At 47.2% G+C, this 19089-nt stretch carries 20 protein-coding genes; 11 read left to right on the top strand and 9 right to left on the bottom strand.

All coding sequences use genetic code 11. The features are described from left to right. The first annotated feature begins 26 nt into the window (after nucleotides 1-26). Nucleotides 27-287 (top strand): acyl carrier protein, encoded by a 261-nt coding sequence (locus OC597_RS06640; RefSeq protein WP_261256130.1) that lies wholly within the window; start codon nucleotides 27-29, stop codon nucleotides 285-287. After that, a complete protein-coding gene (gene spt / locus OC597_RS06635) occupies nucleotides 274-1446 on the top strand; it encodes a serine palmitoyltransferase (RefSeq protein ID WP_261424324.1) in 1173 nt (390 codons plus the stop codon). The genes OC597_RS06640 and spt overlap by 14 nt, the downstream gene beginning before the upstream one ends. Before the next feature lie 163 nt (nucleotides 1447-1609). On the opposite strand, the gene OC597_RS06630 is transcribed toward spt, so the two are convergent. Next, nucleotides 1610-2338, bottom strand: a complete 729-nt coding sequence (locus OC597_RS06630; RefSeq protein WP_262208111.1) for a dTMP kinase — start codon at nucleotides 2336-2338, stop codon at nucleotides 1610-1612. A gap of 357 nt (nucleotides 2339-2695) precedes the next feature. Here OC597_RS06630 and OC597_RS06625 point away from each other — a divergent pair, with 357 nt between their 5' ends. The 8 genes from OC597_RS06625 (at nucleotide 2696) to OC597_RS06590 (ending at nucleotide 10850) form a co-directional block, all read left to right on the top strand. After that, complete coding sequence (locus OC597_RS06625; protein ID WP_262208110.1) at nucleotides 2696-3421, top strand: nucleoside/nucleotide kinase family protein; 726 nt, start codon at nucleotides 2696-2698, stop codon at nucleotides 3419-3421. Between the two features lie 30 nt (nucleotides 3422-3451). Then, nucleotides 3452-4207, top strand: a complete 756-nt coding sequence (locus OC597_RS06620) for a nucleoside/nucleotide kinase family protein (RefSeq protein WP_261462927.1) — start codon at nucleotides 3452-3454, stop codon at nucleotides 4205-4207. 89 nt (nucleotides 4208-4296) lie between these two features. Further along, complete coding sequence (locus tag OC597_RS06615; protein WP_261256784.1) at nucleotides 4297-5634, top strand: lipopolysaccharide biosynthesis protein; 1338 nt, start codon at nucleotides 4297-4299, stop codon at nucleotides 5632-5634. Then, complete coding sequence (locus OC597_RS06610) at nucleotides 5631-6473, top strand: hypothetical protein (protein WP_262208109.1); 843 nt, start codon at nucleotides 5631-5633, stop codon at nucleotides 6471-6473. Before OC597_RS06615 ends, OC597_RS06610 begins: the two co-directional genes overlap by 4 nt. 62 nt (nucleotides 6474-6535) lie before the next feature. Then, nucleotides 6536-7150: a YtfJ family protein gene (locus tag OC597_RS06605; RefSeq protein ID WP_262208108.1), complete on the top strand. Its 615-nt coding sequence runs from the start codon at nucleotides 6536-6538 to the stop codon at nucleotides 7148-7150. 22 nt (nucleotides 7151-7172) lie between these two features. Next, nucleotides 7173-8243 (top strand): LPS export ABC transporter permease LptF, encoded by a 1071-nt coding sequence (lptF, locus tag OC597_RS06600; RefSeq protein WP_262208107.1) that lies wholly within the window; start codon nucleotides 7173-7175, stop codon nucleotides 8241-8243. Continuing rightward, nucleotides 8240-9319 (top strand): LPS export ABC transporter permease LptG, encoded by a 1080-nt coding sequence (gene lptG, locus OC597_RS06595; RefSeq protein ID WP_262208106.1) that lies wholly within the window; start codon nucleotides 8240-8242, stop codon nucleotides 9317-9319. Before lptF ends, lptG begins: the two co-directional genes overlap by 4 nt. Nucleotides 9320-9647: 328 nt before the next feature. Beyond that, complete coding sequence (locus OC597_RS06590) at nucleotides 9648-10850, top strand: tyrosine-type recombinase/integrase (protein ID WP_262208105.1); 1203 nt, start codon at nucleotides 9648-9650, stop codon at nucleotides 10848-10850. A 1-nt stretch (nucleotide 10851) separates the two neighbouring features. Here OC597_RS06590 and OC597_RS06585 read toward each other — a convergent pair whose 3' ends face one another. Next, entirely contained in the window at nucleotides 10852-11604 is a 753-nt protein-coding gene (locus OC597_RS06585; protein WP_262208104.1) for a hypothetical protein, read from the bottom strand. A 117-nt stretch (nucleotides 11605-11721) separates the two neighbouring features. Between OC597_RS06585 and OC597_RS06580 the strand changes: the two genes are divergently transcribed. Further along, nucleotides 11722-11934, top strand: a complete 213-nt coding sequence (locus OC597_RS06580) for an AlpA family transcriptional regulator (protein ID WP_262208103.1) — start codon at nucleotides 11722-11724, stop codon at nucleotides 11932-11934. Between the two features lie 236 nt (nucleotides 11935-12170). Here the strand turns inward: OC597_RS06580 and OC597_RS06575 are convergent, their stop codons facing one another. The 7 genes from OC597_RS06575 to OC597_RS06545 form a co-directional block, all read right to left on the bottom strand. Further along, complete coding sequence (locus OC597_RS06575) at nucleotides 12171-12761, bottom strand: hypothetical protein (protein WP_262208102.1); 591 nt, start codon at nucleotides 12759-12761, stop codon at nucleotides 12171-12173. A gap of 82 nt (nucleotides 12762-12843) precedes the next feature. Continuing rightward, nucleotides 12844-13623 carry a Qat anti-phage system TatD family nuclease QatD gene (gene qatD, locus OC597_RS06570; RefSeq protein WP_262208101.1) on the bottom strand — a complete coding sequence of 260 codons (780 nt, stop codon included), beginning with the start codon at nucleotides 13621-13623 and terminating at the stop codon, nucleotides 12844-12846. Beyond that, nucleotides 13620-14993, bottom strand: coding sequence for a Qat anti-phage system QueC-like protein QatC (gene qatC, locus OC597_RS06565; protein ID WP_262208099.1), 1374 nt, complete (start codon nucleotides 14991-14993; stop codon nucleotides 13620-13622). Before qatC ends, qatD begins: the two co-directional genes overlap by 4 nt. Continuing rightward, the gene (locus OC597_RS06560) at nucleotides 14990-15301 is read right to left on the bottom strand and encodes a Qat anti-phage system associated protein QatB (RefSeq protein WP_262208098.1); all 312 of its coding nucleotides are present in this window, start codon (nucleotides 15299-15301) and stop codon (nucleotides 14990-14992) included. The genes qatC and OC597_RS06560 overlap by 4 nt, the downstream gene beginning before the upstream one ends. After that, nucleotides 15280-16755, bottom strand: coding sequence for a Qat anti-phage system ATPase QatA (qatA, locus tag OC597_RS06555; RefSeq protein ID WP_262208096.1), 1476 nt, complete (start codon nucleotides 16753-16755; stop codon nucleotides 15280-15282). The genes OC597_RS06560 and qatA overlap by 22 nt, the downstream gene beginning before the upstream one ends. A gap of 498 nt (nucleotides 16756-17253) precedes the next feature. Next, a complete protein-coding gene (locus OC597_RS06550; RefSeq protein ID WP_262208095.1) occupies nucleotides 17254-18129 on the bottom strand; it encodes a competence protein CoiA family protein in 876 nt (291 codons plus the stop codon). A gap of 287 nt (nucleotides 18130-18416) precedes the next feature. Then, the coding region (locus tag OC597_RS06545; protein ID WP_262208094.1) for an ATP-binding protein at nucleotides 18417-19089 on the bottom strand (673 nt) is incomplete at its 5' end.

Raw genomic sequence — 19089 nt, 5'->3', positions numbered from 1 at the left:
TTACTTAGAGGTTTGCCAAAGTTCTTATGCTAAATCGCGACGCTGTAATGGATTATATTCTTACTTGTTTACAAGGTCTCGTCGAAGGCGGAGTAGAAATCAAGCCTGATAGCGATCTCGTCAATGATCTTGGCCTGGAATCCATCAGAGTCCTGGATCTGCTGATGATGTTAGAAGATGAACTGGATATTTCCATACCTATCAATATATTACTTGATGTTAGAACGCCAGAGCAGCTACTGGCCGCTCTACTGCCTCGCTTGGAGAAAACTAATGGGCCTGTATGATAAATTTTCCCGGCTGGCGAACGATCGTGAGCAATTCCAGACATCTGGCCTAAACCCCTTTGGCACCTGCATTGATGAGATTTACTCAGCGACCGAAGGACGCATTGGCAACCAGAAAATTGTACTGGCGGGAACAAATAACTACCTTGGCCTGACCTTCGATGCCCAGGCAATTGCCGATGGACAGGCTGCATTAGCCACCCAGGGCACCGGTACCACGGGTTCTCGCATGGCCAATGGCAGCTACGGCGCTCACTTAATGTTAGAGCAGGAGCTGGCGACTTTCTTTGACCGCCCTACCGCCATCGTATTTTCCACGGGATATACCGCGAACCTCGGGGTAATCAGCACGCTAGCAGGCCCCGGCTCAGTGGTATTGATAGACGCAGACAGCCACGCGAGTATTTATGATGCCTGTGCCTTGGGCGGCGCTGAAATCATTCGTTTCCGCCACAATGACGCTAAAGATCTGGAACGCCGCATGGTGCGCCTTGGTGAGCGCGCGCGAGAAGCAATAATTATCGTTGAAGGCATTTACAGCATGCTGGGTGATGTTGCTCCGCTGGTCGAAATAGTCGATATCAAACGGCGTCTTGGCGGTTATTTATTGGTAGACGAAGCTCACTCATTTGGCGTGATGGGGGCTAACGGACGTGGCCTTGCTGAAGCACTGGGCGTTGAACAAGATGTTGATATTATTTTGGGCACCTTCAGTAAAAGTCTGGCCTCTATCGGTGGCTTTGCCGTCGGCAGCAAGGCCATGGACGTGCTGCGCTACAGCAGCCGCCCCTATATTTTTACCGCATCACCTTCACCATCAAGTATTGCTTCAGTGCGCTCTTCTTTGCAAAAGATCGCGCAACATCCTGAGCTACGGGAAAAACTCTGGAGCAACGCGCATCGGCTCTATCATGGTCTTGCCAAACTGGGTTACGAGTTGGGTCCGCGCATCAGCCCGGTCGTTCCGGTCATGATCGGCTCGAAAGAAGATGGCCTGCGTTTCTGGCGCGATCTGATTGCAAAGGGTGTTTATGTCAATCTGGTATTACCGCCGGCGGCACCGGCAGGAATGACTCTCCTGCGTTGCAGCGTTAATGCCGCGCACAGTGAAGAAGAGATTGATACGATCATTCAGGCTTTTGCCGTACTGAAAAAGTAATTGCCTTCATATTTCCCTGGGATAACCATGGGGAATATTCAAAAGACGGTGCCCTCCACTTGGTGTTTAAAATCATACCGGCCTTTCTTGCCAGTGCCGAAATAACCTTATCGGCACTGGACTCAAACCTTTCTTGATTCTCTAACAGAAAGGCAATAAATAATTAGTGAGTTGCGACAGAATCAGCTTCGACAGTGCTATATCCATTTGCTTGCATAAAATCCGCGATGGCTTTTTCAGCGGAAGATAACACTTCATCAAGCGGCTTATTGGCATCGATATCAGCGATTTCCGCCCCTTCAAAAGTCAGCAGCGGTGTTAAGGCAATCTTTTTTTCCAACGCTTCTTTTTGATGGTCGGGCTTGCGCGCACAAGCGACATCAAGATCAACATTTAACTTTATGACCAAGTCCGGTTTATGATCCGCCATCCATTGAAAAGCTAAGCGTTCACGTCCCGCCAGCCATTTGACAAAGCGGCTGCCTTTTACATTTACGGGGAATACGGTGCCATCATATCCGCCGGGGATTTGCACCTGTGGAAAACGGTCGGTTAATACGATGAGCCCTTGCCGACGAAAAGCCAACATGTGGCGAAAACGTATCAATCGGCGCACAACGAAAGTGATGATCACCAATGCCGGCAATAGACCAAGCCTGGCCTTTGCGGATTTGACTTTTTTAGTATTACGTTCAATGGCCTTGCCAAAAGAGTTCCCCATGAGCGGGAATTGTGAAACCGCACGTCCGACATTTCCTGCCTGTTTGCCCAGATGGACCTTTACTGCTGGACCATAATTTTTTACATAATCGATAAGATATTCACAGACAGTAGACTTACCCGAGCCATCGCTGCCAATAACCGCAATAAGCGGCGGGAGTTTTGAATTCATAATAAGATTCTCTTCTAAGACACCTGATAAAATGTACCATTTCGGAGGCGAAAAGTCGCTTAAAGCCGCTACCCATTCAACAATGAATAAATATCATAACTTAATGCAATTACACACGAATGATTAAGAAACCAATGGAAGAACCCGTTTCACTCCCTGGCGCGGTGATATCTCATTAGCAATAAGAGCCATAGGGGAAATCCGGGCAAGAAATTAGCACAAAAAAACAAGACGGGTATAGCGGAGTGTAATTCTCAATAAAGACAAATCTGATTATTATCGAAATAGCGCACGATAAAAACCTTGAACCCAGAGCTGATTATAATACAATGGTTTCTTTATATTGGATCCATTACTGTGAGCCAAAAGACAATATCTATTGCTAATCACCCCCCCGTACGCGTAATCGCAATAACGGGTTGTGATGGTTCAGGGAAATCGACTTTAGCTACCAGCCTGGTCAATCACCTGTCATCACAAGAGCCGACAGAATTACTTTATCTCGGTCAGTCTTCGGGACGTATAGGTGAATGGATCAGTGACCTACCGATTATTGGTGCCCCCTTCGGTCGTTATTTACTGACCAAGTCGGAGCATGTTCATGAACACCCTTCCACTCCCCCAGGAAATGTGACGACGCTGGTGATCTTTCTATTGTCGTATTGGCGAGTTTATAAGTTTCGTCGAATGTTGGCGAAAAGTCGCAGAGGGAAATTGCTGGTGACGGATCGTTACCCTCAGGCGGAAGTGGCAGGTTTTCGTTTCGATGGTCCACAACTTGCAAAAACGGTCGGCGGTAATCGCTGGGTACAAAGGTTGAGAACACATGAGCAAAAACTGTATCAGTGGATGGCATCCTATCCGCCATTTTTATTGATTCGTCTCGATATTGATGAACAAACCGCGTACTCCCGTAAACCCGATCATAAGCTTTCGGCTCTGCGTGAGAAAATTGCCGTTATTCCTCACCTTACGTTTAATGGTGCAAAGATATTGGATTTAGATGGGCGAGAACCGGCAAGTAAAATTCTCGATGAGTCCCTGCGCGCAATTCTAACCTCGCTGACGACGTCAGAGGTTTAATCTTTTGATGACCTTTTCATGCTAAAAAAAATGCAAAAAAATAAATCGAATACAGAAAACGATCTACCCTCGGCTTGCGTTGCCGGCCTTATTGCGGTTGTCGGCAGTGATGGCACCGGAAAGTCCACGCTAACCGCCGACCTGGTCAAAAAACTGCAAAAATATCGGGCCACGGAGCGTCGTTATTTAGGGCTTATCTCTGGGGAGGATGGCGATAAAATTAAGCGCCTGCCTTTGGTTGGCGTATGGCTTGAACGGCGTCTGGCGGCAAAATCCGACAAGACTCAGCGTATGGGCAATAAGCCACCGGCACTCTGGGCAGCATTGATTATGTTCGGTTTTTCACTGTGGCGCGCGGCTAATTTGCGCAAAGTACAGCGTCTGGCCAAGAGTGGCGTGTTGGTGATCAGCGATCGTTTTCCACAGGCTGAGATTTCAGGTTTTTACTATGACGGACCGGGCATTGGCGTGGAGCGCGCAAAAGGCTGGCTAATGACTCGTTTAGCGGAGCGTGAACAACGTTTATATCAACAAATGGCCTTATGCCGCCCAGAACTTATCATTCGTCTTGATATTGATGTCGATACCGCTTTTTCACGTAAACCCGATCACAGTTATGAAGAGCTGAAGGACAAAATTTCTGCCATGGTTCGGCTACAGTATAATGGCTCCAGAATTATCGAGCTGGATGCCAAAGCCCCCTACGATGAAGTACTGGGAAAAGCACTAAATGCAATATCTTCCGTTGCCGTGCTCCCTTCGCGTCCCCATTCCACTCTCGGATAACGGAGTCACTCGTCTATGCCGGGATCCCTACAATATTACTCATTCTCAAGTCAGTGTGGGTACATGTGGTTAGTATGGCTGGTTTTACCATGAAACATTGGTTTTCCGATGGCGCTTTTCGTTCCATCTTACGTAACGCCGCCTACTTAGGCTCCGGCAGTGTGGCTAGCGCGTTGCTCGGGTTACTTGCGCTTTCTTGTGCCGGTAAAGGCATGTCGCCGGAAATGTTCGGTGTCCTTGTCGTCATTCAAGCCTATACGAAAGCGGTCAGTGATTTTATCAAGTTTCAAACCTGGCAATTCGTTGTTCAATTCGGCACCCCCGCATTGGAACGCCAAAACATTCAACGCTTTCGCGACGTCATTTCATTTTCGTTCGGCCTGGATATCGCAAGCGGAACCATTGCCGTGCTTGGCGGTATGTTATTACTCCCCTTCCTCTCTCACGCTTTAGGTTTGGATGCGGAAAGTTTTTGGCTCGCCATTCTTTACTGCACATTAATCCCGTCCATGACGTCGTCAACCCCTACGGGGATTTTACGGGCGTTTGACCGCTTCGATTTGATTGCAGTTCAGCAGGCTATAAAACCCTTTTTGCAGGCGATAGGAAGTGTCCTGTCTTATTATTTTGACTTGGGATTCCCGGGTTTTATTATCACATGGTATGCCTCTAACTTAATCGGAGGAACCCTGTTTTGGTGGTTTGCCGCGCGTGAATTACGCCGCAGGGATATTCATAATGCGCTGAAACCACGGCTATTTAAGACCGCACGCCGCATAGAGGGCGCCTGGAATTTCGTATGGACAACCAATTTTGCCCATACGATTTGGGCTACGCGTAACTCATGCAGCACCGTTTTAGTTGGCGTCGTTTTGGGTCCGGCGGCGGCTGGGTTGTTCAAAATTGCGATGACTTTCTTTGATGCCACAGGCACCCCGGCCAAGTTACTGGAAAAGAGCTTCTATCCTGAAATCATGCGCTTAGACCCTCGCACGACAAAACCCTGGCTGCTGGGCCTCAGATCGGCATTGTTAGCCGGGGGTATTGGTCTCGCCGTGGCCCTTCTCGTCATCGTCGTTGGTAAGCCATTAATCTCAGTTGTTTTCGGTTACCAGTACTTGCAAGCCTATGATTTAATTCAAATCATGCTGGGTGCCATTATCGTGTCCATGCTGGGCTTTCCTCAGGAGTCCTTATTGTTTATGGCAGGTAAACAACGGGCTTTCTTGATCGTGCAGACTATTGCCTCAGCCTCGTACATTGGGCTCTTAATCATGATGTCTCATGTCTTTGGAGTCCAAGGCGCGGCGTTCGCTTATTTGGCAGGCCAATGTTTAGACGTTTTGTTGACGCTAATACCGACGATAAGTGCTTACCGTAATCGCTATTTACTGGGATTCAATGTATCCAGAGAGAGTAATCAATGATTGATAACAGCAGCAGGAAAAAATTCTCAACTGAAACGACCCAATTACTGTTTACTGCGGTAGAGACAGATGACCTCGTTGAGGCGGACATCAATTTACCTCAGCATATTGACTTGCAATGTTCAGATGAGAGCATTCAAGATAATTATGCCTTGTGTCTGCAATTTTGGCAGGACGGTTTTACCCGACAGGAGCTATTACGCTTAGTCAATGACTTTCTTAAAGACGTAGAGTTATCTGCGGCAACGCGTATGCGCTATAAGTATATTCGTGCGCGTTATAAGCATTTACGTTTTGCTCAGAGACTTTACAGCAAAAAGCACAATTCCAGTCACCTTTTTCACTTAACAACCGTAGTTCTTGGGCATTTTCAGGATGCTTTTCGCAACGGCAACCAAGAGAATCTTAAACTCTACGGTAATATTCTCCGGATCCTCCTCAGCAAGCCGATTTGGTCGCTGGTGAATTACGCTTTACGTCATATTCACTTAGAAACCGAGAGCAATTTTATTGCATATCGCCAGGAGCAAATGCGCGAACTCCAGAGGCTAATTGCTGATCCTCAGCTCACTGGAAAGCAGTTCCACGATGTGCGGAAAATTATTAGCCAGCAAGTCTCATTTTACGACACGCTGAGATCTATAGATCCCAGCAACCGGGAAGCCCGTCAGATTTCCAGATTTTTGGCCGCTATTAATGGGTTAATGGGAGATCGGCATGATGTGATGGTGGCGGATAAGCTGGCCGGTGGAAAATCCTATGATGAGCCGACGATGCTGGATGTCGATATTCGCCAACGTCTGGAATTACTTCTCGAGCGATATCCTATGCAAGTTTAGCCGCAAGGGGAGATTACCGCTCTCCTCCGCAGCAACAATCCTTATACATTATGGTTATTTTCATGACGTTACGTAGATTACTGACAATCTCGCTGCTGCTGTTCCCACTGGTAACATCAGCGCATAATTTTGTTCAGGGTGAACCTGTCGCACCGGTATTCATAGCCGATCGCGGGGAGTTACTTCTTGAAAATGACAATTTTCGCTATAAGAAATGGGGCAGTTCAGAACTGGCAGGAAAAGTTCGAGTCATCCAGTGCATCGCCGGCCGCACCTCTGCCAAGAAGAAAAATTCGATGCTGATTACCGCCGTCAAGGAAGCAAATTTTCCGAACGACCGTTTTCAGCCTACCACTATCGTCAATACTGATGACGCGATCCCGGGCTCAGGCTTTTTCGTGCGGAGTAAAATCGAGAAAAACAAAAGGCATTACCCCTGGGCGCAATTCATTGTCGATAGTTATGGTCTGGTCCGTAACGCCTGGAAGCTGCCAGAAGAAAGTTCAACAATTGTGGTGCTGGATAAAGAAGGGCGCGTCCAATGGGCAAAAGATGGAGCTCTGACCCCGGATGAAGTTAATCAGGTGATCGCCCTGCTGCAAAAGCTGATTGGCAGCGACCAATCACGAAGAAAAACATACTGGAAGCGCGCCTTTTCTCGGCAAACATGCGTTTGATATTAAGGGATATAACTAGCTTATGGCTTTGATTGAGCGCTATATCATGGTTGAAATCCGCCGATTAGTGATGATCATCGTGGGTTTTCTCATCTTTATGTTTGCCAGCTATTCAGCCCAACGGTATCTCACAGAAGCTGCCAATGGTACATTGGCTCTGCAAATCGTATTTGACGTTGTCTGTTATAAAATATTGATTGCATTAGAGATGCTGCTGCCGGTAGGCCTATATGTTTCCGTCGCGGTTGCGCTGGGGCAGCTCTACAGCGATTCTGAAATAACCGCCATTCACGCCTCTGGCGCCAGCCCGTGGCGGTTATACAAAGCGGTATTGGTACTTGCCATTCCTCTGGCCCTGTTTGTAACACTTATTTCGATGTACGGCAGACCCTGGGCGTACGCCAATATCTATCAGTTGGAACAACAGTCACAATCCGTGCTGGACGTTAGCCATCTGCAGGCAAATAAATTTAACGTTAATGGCAGCGGCAGAATGATCCTCGCCTCTCGTATTGACCCAACGTCAAATCATCTTACAGACGCATTGATTTACTCACGCTCGGCCAACAATACCAGTTTATATCGGGCTCATTCAGTTGAAGTGATAGATCCCTCTCCTTCAAATCCCTCAGTGATATTGAAGTCAGGAACCGCCTATGTGTTAGAGCGCAAAGGCACAGATGACAATATGCAGAATTATAATAATTTTAAAATAGCGCTTAAACCCTTGCTCGAAAGCATAGAGGTCAAGCGCAAGTCAGCATCCTTGGCGGCATTATCACGCTCCACTGACCCTGCAGACAGGGCGGAGCTACAATGGCGGGAAAGCCGCGGTATCAGTACCCTACTGATGGTGTTATTGGCAATTCCATTAAGCCGAATAAAACCCCGCCAGGGCCGTTATACAACGCTGTTCCCTCTCACTCTGTTATTTGCTGCCATTTTTTACGGAGGAAATATCTGCCGCACGTTAGTAGCTAATGGGAGTATCCCCATCACTCCAGGTGTCTGGTCAGTCCCGATATTAATGTCGATTGGAATGTTGTTTTTTATTGCGCGCGACTTCTCACTGTTACGGAAGTTATCCCGATGAACATATTCGGTCGTTATTTGATTCGTAATCTCTTCATCGGATTTGCAGCCGCTGCCGGATTATTAATCCCATTATTTACCACTTTTAATCTGATCAACGAACTCGAGGACGTTACCCCAAATGGATACCATTGGACACAGGCCCTGCTAGTAGTCTTAATGACCCTACCGAGAAGCCTTGTTGACCTTGGCCCATTTATCGCCTTGCTGGGTGGCATCGTCGGACTTGGCCAACTGTCAAAAACGCTTGAATTGACGGCAATGCGTACCGCTGGGTTTTCAATATTCAAAATTGCTTTGGTGACTCTTTATGCCGGCCTTTTTATCAATCTGTCATTAGGTGCTCTCGACGAGTGGGTAGCCTCACCGATGCAGCAACAAGCCCAGGAACTTAAAGACACCGCCCTGGCTAAAACCAATAACACCGCTGACTCCGGCAATGCCTTGTGGGCCAGAAGTGGCAATGAATTTGTTACTGTAAAATCCCTGGATAAGCAAAACCAACCCGTCGGGATTGAGATATTTCGCTACCAATCCGACCTCGCCCTTGAATCCTACGTTTTCGCTGAAAAAGCCACCACCGGCAATAACGGACTGTGGACTCTGCATAAAGTGATGCAGAAACAATGGGAAAACAAAAAAGAAGTCGTGCAAACCTATGATGATTTGCCCTGGCAATCTCTGTTTTCCGGGATGAACCTGAAAGAACTGACCTTGCCTGTTGATAGCTTCTCTATCAAACAACTGAAGCAGTACATTCATTATCTGCAAAATTCAGATCAACCCAGTAATGAATATCAGATCGCTTTATGGCAAAAACTGGGCCGCCCAATTTTAGTCTTGGCCATGATTTTATTAGCCATCCCATTCACCTTCAGTATTCCCCGTGCGCCAGGGTTGGGTAGTCGTTTAGCTATTGGTGTCATTGTTGGACTGCTTACGTATATTATATACCAGATAATTCTTAACCTTGGATTGCTGTTTTCCCTCAACGTTCAATTAACGACCCTTGCCCCACCTATTTTATTGTTGATGATATCTTTAGCGCTCGTTCATCGATTTAATAAACAACATTAAAATATATCCCAATCGGGGATTGTTGTTAAACAACCGATAGGTAATATCCCAAGGTGTGAATAGATAAAAGCGTTAATCCAGGGTCTGGTCTACCTGAAAATGCTATGTGTGACGGGGATCGTTGAAAGAATTCTACCTAAGTGCTTGAATAATGGCGGAGAGAGGGGCCGCCTATTTCAAATCTAACCGAAGCCAATACATATTAATATTTACATATTTATCAAGTAACTATGATAAACTCCGTCCAATGCAGCATAACCGAATATCAAGTAAACCTGACATTCATGGCATACTGGATGGCATACTGAAAATGTAGGTCAATCATCTTATGGCAATTCTTACAGATACAAAAGCCCGGCACATTAATCCCGGAGATCCCCCTTTACCCCACGGTGGAATTACAGGGTTGACTCTCCATTCGTCTCCAACAAAAGGCCTGGGTAAGTGGGTTTTTCGTTACACCAGCCCAATTACTGGCAAGAGACGTAATGCTGGCTTGGGGGCTTATCCCGACATTGGGATAGCCCAAGCGGGCAAGCTTGCACTTCCAATGCGAGAACAAATAGCTAATGGGATAGACCCGTTAGACGCCCGAAAAGCAGAGTCGGAAAAAGAGGCTATTCCAACGTTTGAAAAGGCTGCACGAAAAGTTCATACGGAATTACTGCCGGGCTGGAAAAATGAAAAACATGGGAAACAATGGATTTCCACTCTAGAGCGATACATTTTCCCGCAAGCAGGAAAACTCCCTCTCGATAACATGACTCCTTCTATTATCGCAGAGATGCTTCGCCCGATCTGGCTTTCACACCCTGAAACAGCCAGTCGAGTAAAGCAGCGAATTCATACCGTTATGCAGTGGGCATGGGCTCATGGCTATTGTACTGCAAACCCAGTCGATGTCGTTGGACACCTGCTCCCTCAACAGATAAGCGCTAATATACGTGTCGAGCACCAACCAGCAATGCCATGGAGAGACATTCCCTCATTTCTCGCAACAAACGTATACAGTGAAGAACGCTATAACGTAACCCGAGCATTGTTATTGTTCGTTGTTCTGACGGCCTGTCGCTCCGGGGAAGCAAGGGCTATGCGCTGGTCCGAGATCGATCGTGAACACAAAATTTGGACTGTACCCGAGAACAGAATGAAATCTGGCGTTATTCACCGGGTTCCCCTGTCTGAAGAAGCAGTTATGGTTCTTGACCGAATAAAGGGACTTCACGATGAACTGGTCTTCCCATCACCAAGGAAGCAAACCATTCTTTCCGATACAGTACTGACTATGTTTTTACGTAAGAAAAATGCCGTCAGCGACACTCTCGGGCGTTGCGCGGTTGCACATGGTTTTCGCTCAAGCTTTCGAGACTGGTGTAGTGAAAATGGATATCCACGAGATCTTGCAGAGCGAGCACTGGCTCATACTGTACAGAATAAAGTTGAAGCAGCCTACCACCGTACCGATCTGCTGGAACAGCGTCGCCCGATGATGCAGGCATGGGCTGATTACGTCTATTCAGCAGTGAAATAACCTACTCCGCGCCTTTCGGGGCGCTTTTCTTTTTTTGCTTAACTACTGCCGCAAAAGCGGCTTTTACATCCACATCATCTCTGGACCAGTCACAGACCAGACGAGGGATTCGGGAACACAGTTCGGCCTGATCATTTCCCGTATTCTGCCCTCCTGAGGAACCAGGGAAACCATGCTGTTCGATAAACACACGTATATCGACATTAATTGCATCCATAGCCGCATTTTTGCTTTTCCAGCCCCCCTCCGGCTGCTTGCCAAGTAGCAAGCGAATAACTTCGGCCTTGAGCGGGGAAAACAGGGCAGCTTTTGCTTTACCTCCATGAATCGCCCGTCCTTTTTTCTCTGCTTCTAACCGTTGCCATAGTTCACATTCAATCATGCCACGGCACATATCGAGAAGTTCAAATGCCTTCAGTAACAATCTGACCCCATCGCGCCAATCCGACGCCAAGAAACGCAGCCCTGCATACCAGTTTATTGCCGCCAGAAAGATCCGATCATTTACTGACGTCTGTATAGTATCGGCCTCTTCAAATAGCATCAGATCCTGCTTCTGCTCGAAGTCCCGACGCTTCGCGGCGCTTTGCACAACACCTTCCACTATTTCATCAATATCAGGATCGTCCCCATTCAACCAGGCAATATCGGTTTCCCAGCCAACCGCATGTAGAGCCAACACCAGTTGGCCTTTCTTATTGTTGAATGACCTTTTTAGCTCATCAAAAAAAGAATTACGATTAAAATCATCCATAAATCAATAACCTGAGATGTGTAAAAAATGATGTAAAGCAGCCGTCTGGTTTATTGTGGTGCAACAGAATATCTTTCCTCTCGTCCAAAGCAAACCAGATTTAGAGGAAATTCAACGATGACATCACCAACGGTAAAAATCCTACGCATACCTGCAGTTGCGGCCAAAACAGGCATCGCCCGCTCCACCATATACGACTGGCTCAACCCTAAGTCAGTGCGCTACGATGCGACTTTTCCAAAGCAGCGGCGATTAGGGCAACAGTCTGTTGGCTGGCTTGAAGCCGAGATCGACCAGTGGCTACTGGCACGTAACGTTACTAAAGCATAAAGATAATCTCAGCCGGAAGTTAATCTTCCGGCAAGACATCATTTCAGGATGTAAGCGTTAGGCATGATTTCACATTCTATAAAACTATTATTGTAAAATTCTCTATGGGTAATGTCCGATTGATTAACCTGACATTCAATTCAACATGAAGCGTGCTATCAGTTAGCAGATATTGCTGCAGAGTTTCTTCAAGTGGTGACAGCAGGCATCTACCCATCATCCGATCTGTACTACATTCAAAGCATCCCAGTCAGTTTAGCCAGAACAGCTACAAAGTATCCGCTGATGATAGAAAGGCCGATGACTCCCCACGGGCGAGTCCACCAATTACTCTCAGAGTTCAATGGCATAGGTTGCTGAAAAATGTTGATCTGCCCAACCGACTTGGTTGAAATCACAGTGCCAACTGATGCCCGATTCTTCATCATTGAATCGCGCCACCGAATTTCCTCAACATGCTCGATCTGACGCTGAATACGAGCTTTAAGTCGTCGACCAGCAAGCGTCAGTTGTTTACCTACAATCATCACACCAACAAAACCCAAGAAAAGTAGGTTCCCGTAGGTAAATGGGTCAGCCTGATTGATAGTCGGGACATTACGCCAGACGAAACCGATGTAAGGCGCGCTTAACTCATATAAAGTTGCAATAAAGTTTTGGACTATATAGCCCAACCGCCAAAATATATCGGAACCACTCACACTCTGTGCAGTACGATAAATTGCCATAAGCAGGCTAACAAAATAAAAGAGTGCACTGCTGAATAATAGTCCACGGCCAACACCCCGTTGGACCAGGGAAAGCGTTACCGCCTGCTTTATATTCATCTACTTTTCCTCGTGAGATATCCTGACTGAAGCAATATTTTCCCAGCAATCTCGAACCCAGTCCTCTTCCTGTAAACTGTCGCTACGCAGGTCCACCCACAGTTACCAGACTTTTGAGATTGCTGAGAATGACTGATGCAGCAGCCTCGTCAGAGATGCTATGGAGTAGAGCGATTTCATGGACAGCGCGATGGACATCGAAAGGACGCACAGCAGTGCCTTTACTCTGGACAAATGGCCCATCGGTTTCTGTGAGCAGCCTGTTCAGCGGAAGGCTACCGATGAGTTTGCGGTGTTTAGTTGATCGCAGCATCTCTTCATTAACGGAGAAGTAGCATCCAAGCTCAACGGCCCGCCGGGCCTCTGCCGCAGTCCCTGTAAACCAGTGGAGAATAGCCTGACAGCTTTCAAGAATATTGCTTTTCTCAAGATGGCCTAAAACTTTTGCTGCCGTACGCACACTATGAATGCTCAGGATTTTACCCCCCTGCTCCTCACAGGCGTGAAGAATGCGCGTGAACACTCGCTCCTGTGCTTCGAAGCTTTGGTAAAAACGGGGGCCGGCATCAAGCCCGACTTCACCCACATAACGCGCTGAAGGTAAGTAGCGCTCAAGCAGTACAATCTCTCCCTCCCGTTCTGAGACCAATTGCGGATGCAGACCCAGCCCCACACGCACGAACTGCGAACGCACCGTCAGTTCACAGTTTCTTGGCCATGCCTTAGGCGTTGTCGTCACCGCAAGGGTAGCCACGCAAGCCTGTTCACATTCGGCGATGATAGCCTCATGATCGGGATACAGATCAAGGTGGCAGTGAAAATCGACCCAGCGTGGGGAGCGTTTCTGCTGAGCAGGATTCATGACAGTGGTCTCGTTCTTACCCCGTCCAGCAGACGGGAAACTTCTTCCATCCCCCGAATATACACGCCCTCATAGTCGGCAGCACACTCAGGGTAATCACTTAGCGGCCCCGGTTTATGGATATCGAATTTAGCGCGTTCAGGCGAACGCGCTAGCCGCTCCAGGGAGAACTGGAAGGCCCGGACATGTTCCCCCTCAGCCTTGCTACAGTCGAGCACTCGTGTCCTAAGGTCCGGAATACGGTAAGATGTGCCGTCTGAGCCAAAAGCCGCAAATAACGATGCACGTCTTATCAGGCAAGGTACGCACCGACCACAATGTATGGACTGTTCTTCATTTAAATCTGGATTCCAGCGAGTACTTTGTGGTGATGAACATGACATCGTGTTCTCAGCATGTTGACGAAGGAATGTCTGATCGCGGCACTGCTGAGCCATTTCCCCCTTAGTCATAAAGGCATAAGGATTATCCAGACGCGCTGCTATATCCAAGTTATGGAGCAGCTCGTTGTAGCGGGCCATATAGTATGGGTGCGTTGTTCGTGTGCTTAGCGCACCTACACGTAACGGATCAAGCGGTACGTTGAGAGATATAAGGCCGTTTTCCGGCACGTTTATCACTATAGCTCCGCCAACGGCGTCTGCGGCCATGGCCGCAAGGGAGAAAAAGAGAAACGATCGACCACGTAATGTATTCTCTCCCTTATCTCCTTCAATAGTCTCTTTCCGAAATCCTACGCGTGCCCGAACATGACCGAACTCCTGATTAAACCTGCCAGACAAAAGGTCTGAGCACGCTCTCTGATATTTACTGGTAATCGAATCCCAGTAATGACTGATAAATAGCGGAGCATTTCCCTGAGAAAGGAGATCAATTGCACCAATAAAACTGTCCAGTCCACCAGAGAAAAGACAAACGGAAGTTGGATTAATAGTGCGCGTTTTGGTTGATTCGCTGACGAGCCCTCCCTCAATTTCTGGTCGTTCGTGGAACTGTAATGACCACCGATCGCCAGTCAAGAAATCCAAGAGATTGCTGAGTAAGCCTGTCTGGCTGTTCCATAATACTGGATTAGCTACGGGGACGTGTAAGGCGATTTCCCGGGTCCACAGATCTTGAGCATTTCGGTTGCGTGAAATTCGCGTATCCGCAGCGGTGACTGTTGCAGCTAGCAGAGCGAGATCAACGGAGGTTTCCGACGGAGTGAGTCCAAGCTCACTTAACCCTTTCAGTGCCTGCCCGAGACCAAAACCCATCCGCCCGTTACCTTTTAGAAAGTTAATCTGGGTTGTCTGGGTCTGCAATCGGCTCAGCACTGGCTGCATGGTATCGCCATCGCCCAGTCTCGCGATGATAGTGTGGTGGCTCATTCTGCTCTCTCCCCTTCACGGGCAATCAGTTCGAATGCCAGCTCATAAATCTGTTCGACCTTGTGGTTCATTGCACGCCCTGATACCCCTGATACATCCCTCAGCTCGTCTCTCAACTGAACACGGGTGGCACCATCAACAAAATCGTGCAGGGTTTCCTGAATTTCCCCGATAGCATCGATATCATCAGGTAACTTGATACCGTTCTTACCAATGTCGGCCATGATCCGCCCCTCAATGGAGTGAATCACGAAGCCGATAAATATTTCCTGTAGCTGTTCGGCGGTTAATGCATCAAAACTTTCCACGTCGGTAACGTCGGTTCAATCCCAGCCCATCCCACTACCCACTCATTTTTCAGCCATTCATCTATGTCGGAATGTTCGGCCACAGCCTCCTTGCCAGCGGAAACGGGATCATGTTGTTGTTTTGACTTTGTTCCCCTTACCCGTTTTTCAAACTGTGCCAGCGCCTCCGGCTTACCCTCCTTGTGGCTGCTTGCCTGTCTGACAATTTGCTCATAAAAGGTGGGGTAGAAGCGCTCAGCCAGCATGACCTTCGCCAGTACGGGACGCTTAATGTCTTCGCCAAACCCACGTTCATCCGCGATAGCCTGACGCAATATCATCGAGTTGAGGAAGCGTTTTATCTGGCGTGGGTTACCTCTCGTGCCTTTACTGAGGAGTGGCGTTACGTGCGCGCTAATCTGTAAGGCCTGCTCAATTTCATCTGGTATCTGTTCACCCAGAGCCTCAAGTACCACTTTCCTGTCAAGCCCGCTACTAATCCAGGGTCTTTTCATTTCCTCTCGTGCTTTGCCAAGCAGGCTGACAAAATGCTTATTTTTTGAGCCGAGTGCATTCTCGGCAAGAAGAAGTGTGGTATAAACCCGGGTCTCAGCACTACCCAGCGCTGGTATCCGAAATGGTACCTGTATCAGCTTCTCCAGATAGTTGCGGGCATAGGTCAGAGGTCCGGGGCTTTGCGGAAGGTCGGGGAAATGCTCGCGCACCGCATATTCGATCATTGCTTCATCTGCGCCGATAACGAATGCCGTTTTTTCGACAAAGAGGAATAGACGTATCGCCTCAAGTGTTGCTATAGCCGTTTTTGGCAAACAGCGGTCGAGATCGTCGACAATAACCACCAGCTTATCGACCTTCGCTGCCTCGAGAAGGGCTTTAAATTCTTCGCGAAACGCATGGATATGTTTGGGTAGTGTTTCCGCATCAGCATCCGCTTCTTTTATGAAATCACCAGCCATGCCCGTAAACTTCTTCATATCGTCTACGGATATATTATCCTGAGGATTATTCAGGATACCGGTGGTAAGCTCATAGACACTTTTAAGTTGCTCCATTGTCGGGATACCGGTAAACGCAGTGAAGGCTAAACCCCCTGCCTTACGTGCCATTTTCAACCAGTCGACCCGTCGCAACACTTTTTTTGCTGCATCAGCCACTTTGGTACATCCCGGACGGGCCCGCATGAGCTCTTCAACCAAGGTTTCGATGATAACCGTCTTGGCATCCTCAAACCCTTCAAACGTCCATCCGTTAAACCAAAGACAAAGTGTTTTATCTTTTCCTTCGTACGATGCCTCCAGCATTTTCAGAACACTGGACTTACCTGCCCCCCAATCGCCATGCACACCGATAGTGATAGGCGCATCAGGGGTATGATCGATGAGCTTGACCACCGTTCGAGCAATTGCTTCGTAATATAAAAGGTCTGTTGCTGTTTCCTGATCGTTCAAAAACATGTGTTTTTCTCCTAAGCGCCACCCACCAGCATTGCAACAATTACCTTTGTTGAATCTCAATATTACCCTGACCAATTAAATGGTCAATATTCCAACCAAATAAGAACAAAAATAAAGCACTTACACAAAGGGATAACATAATTGTCAATGCCAAAAAATCTTACCGTGTTCATGTGGTGTTCTCCCAAACTCAACGTAGTCAATAAAAATATGGCACTGGCTGCATTGATCCGCTTGGAATTGCCAAAGAGAGGCGTGCTGCACACGAATGGAACACCCTTGCTGATACTGGGGTGGCAAAATTCGAAAAGGTTATCTGTAAGCCTATGTCAGCGGTGTAAAAACCGGATCTGTGATTGTCTACTTGTACAATCAGCTGGGGCGTACCGCCATATAGTCCGAAGCGTACCTGAAAAACTGGAATGGTAAATTGGCACGTTTTTTATTTTTGTGCAGCAGACGATCGTTGACCTGCTCTGAATTCTCTTGTTTGTTTTCTTAAATTTTCATGGCATAAAGATGATTCTTGCAGCCGGGGCATACTGGCTTTTCTATCGCGAAGATCGTCCATCTGATGCGGCAAATAGTGCACAGATAATTTTGGGTCTTATTTCCTTCATGGAAAGACAAGTGATATTTTTCTTTCTTTTTATTGTGTACTACCGAGGGTCGATAGTTCTCCACTTGCCTTTTCAGTTGTGCTTTTGCCTGGTTGCTAGCTTTGTTTTTTCGTGGGTGGTATATCCAATTTTTAGCGCTATCGTTACGCTGTAGAAATACTTTCAACTCATCAATAAATTTAACACCCGTCACATTCTTTCTTAGGAATAGTTGACTTGTTTCGTTAAGTCTAATCTCGAGTATTCCACAGTTTTTCTGGGATGGTGAATATAACTCTGAAGGTAATGGACGATCAGGATGCGTAAAATAAATGACAAACGGGTATCCATTCACTTCACCGAGGATATCCACCATTACCTCTTCAATAAAGCTTTCTTTTTTCACATTGTCCAGGATAATTTCACTAGCGTGCGTAATTATGACATTTCCTCTAAAAACGCGCTCCCCCTTAAATTCAGTCAATCTCTCATACCACCCGGGTAACATAATAGGAATTCGGGTCTCAAGGATCTGTTTCGCCATCTGTCTGACAGAGACAAAGAACGAGTACCAGCATTCTTTATCTACTTCATCAACGTTCCGGCTGGCGTGAGCAAAGTGCCAGCGATTAGCTTTTCCTTGCCTTGCAATCAAAGGCATTTCGCATGAAGGACAGATACAGCCACATTGCCTTCCTTTTGGCACATCGGCAACGTCAAAAAATGCCTGATCTTCGATTCTGAGTCCGAAGGGAATGTGATTTATCATCGTCATACCGTTTTCCAAAATCACTGGGTAAACCAGTTCGCTATCAAGTGAAGCAATGCCCCTGTAACATAGCATAAAGCGGTGTTATCTGAAGTGGATCAACATCAAATGTCGTATACCAAACATTCTAGCATTGCTTTTAATAGTCTTCTGGATCATCGTTGGTAACAACGCCAGACGGGGTTGTACCCGTGCTCACGATGAACACTCATTGGCATAATGATTACCCGACCATTGTCAATACTGCTTTCGTTTTATGCACATGTTAAACCTGCATAAAATGTGGCACTACCCTACTCTTTGAGCCAGGTTTTCTTAATTCCCACAAAATCAAGATCCTTCCACTCCTCTTTCCAAAGTTGGAAATATGGAATATCTGTTGAAGATGGGGTTGGACTACAGGGCTTGACTTTGATTAGTGATGGCATCACTACGGCTTCCCCGATGAGGAGCGCCTCTCCGGCACCCAAAGTTGGCAACTTCTCGCAAAGATTTCCAAGAGTATCGGGCAATAACCTTGATACGTAGCTTTGGTCACTCGGGTTTGTTAGGCGCATTGCCAAGAAGTTGCTGCACTGTGAGAAGATAGTTTCGGATATCTCAGATGGTCGTTGACTGGAAAGTAACAGCGTGACTCCGTATTTTCGCCCCTCTTTAGCGATACGCTCGATCGAAAATTTTGATGCCCGGAACCTGGCAAGGTCACTTTTAGGGACGTATTTATGAGCCTCCTCATAAACTAACAGGAGAGGAGCATCATTGTTAATTTGCTCGTTTGCTTTGGTTCTCATTACCTTGTAGTAATAACCGTATTCAAAAAGTATTCTGGATATCAGGGAGACTGTAATACTCAGTACTTCAAAGGGCACACTGAATAGACCCGGGTTTCGTAGACACTTTTTTGCCTCATAATGGAGGCCTAATGAAGGAGTGTTTATGTCAGTCAAAACGTTCACTGAAGAATTC

It is taken from the genome of Serratia proteamaculans, from assembly GCF_946227095.1.
GTDB lineage: Bacteria > Pseudomonadota > Gammaproteobacteria > Enterobacterales > Enterobacteriaceae > Serratia > Serratia proteamaculans_E.
Note: the sequence above shows the minus strand (reverse complement) of the source record. Positions and strands in the feature narration are given on the sequence as shown.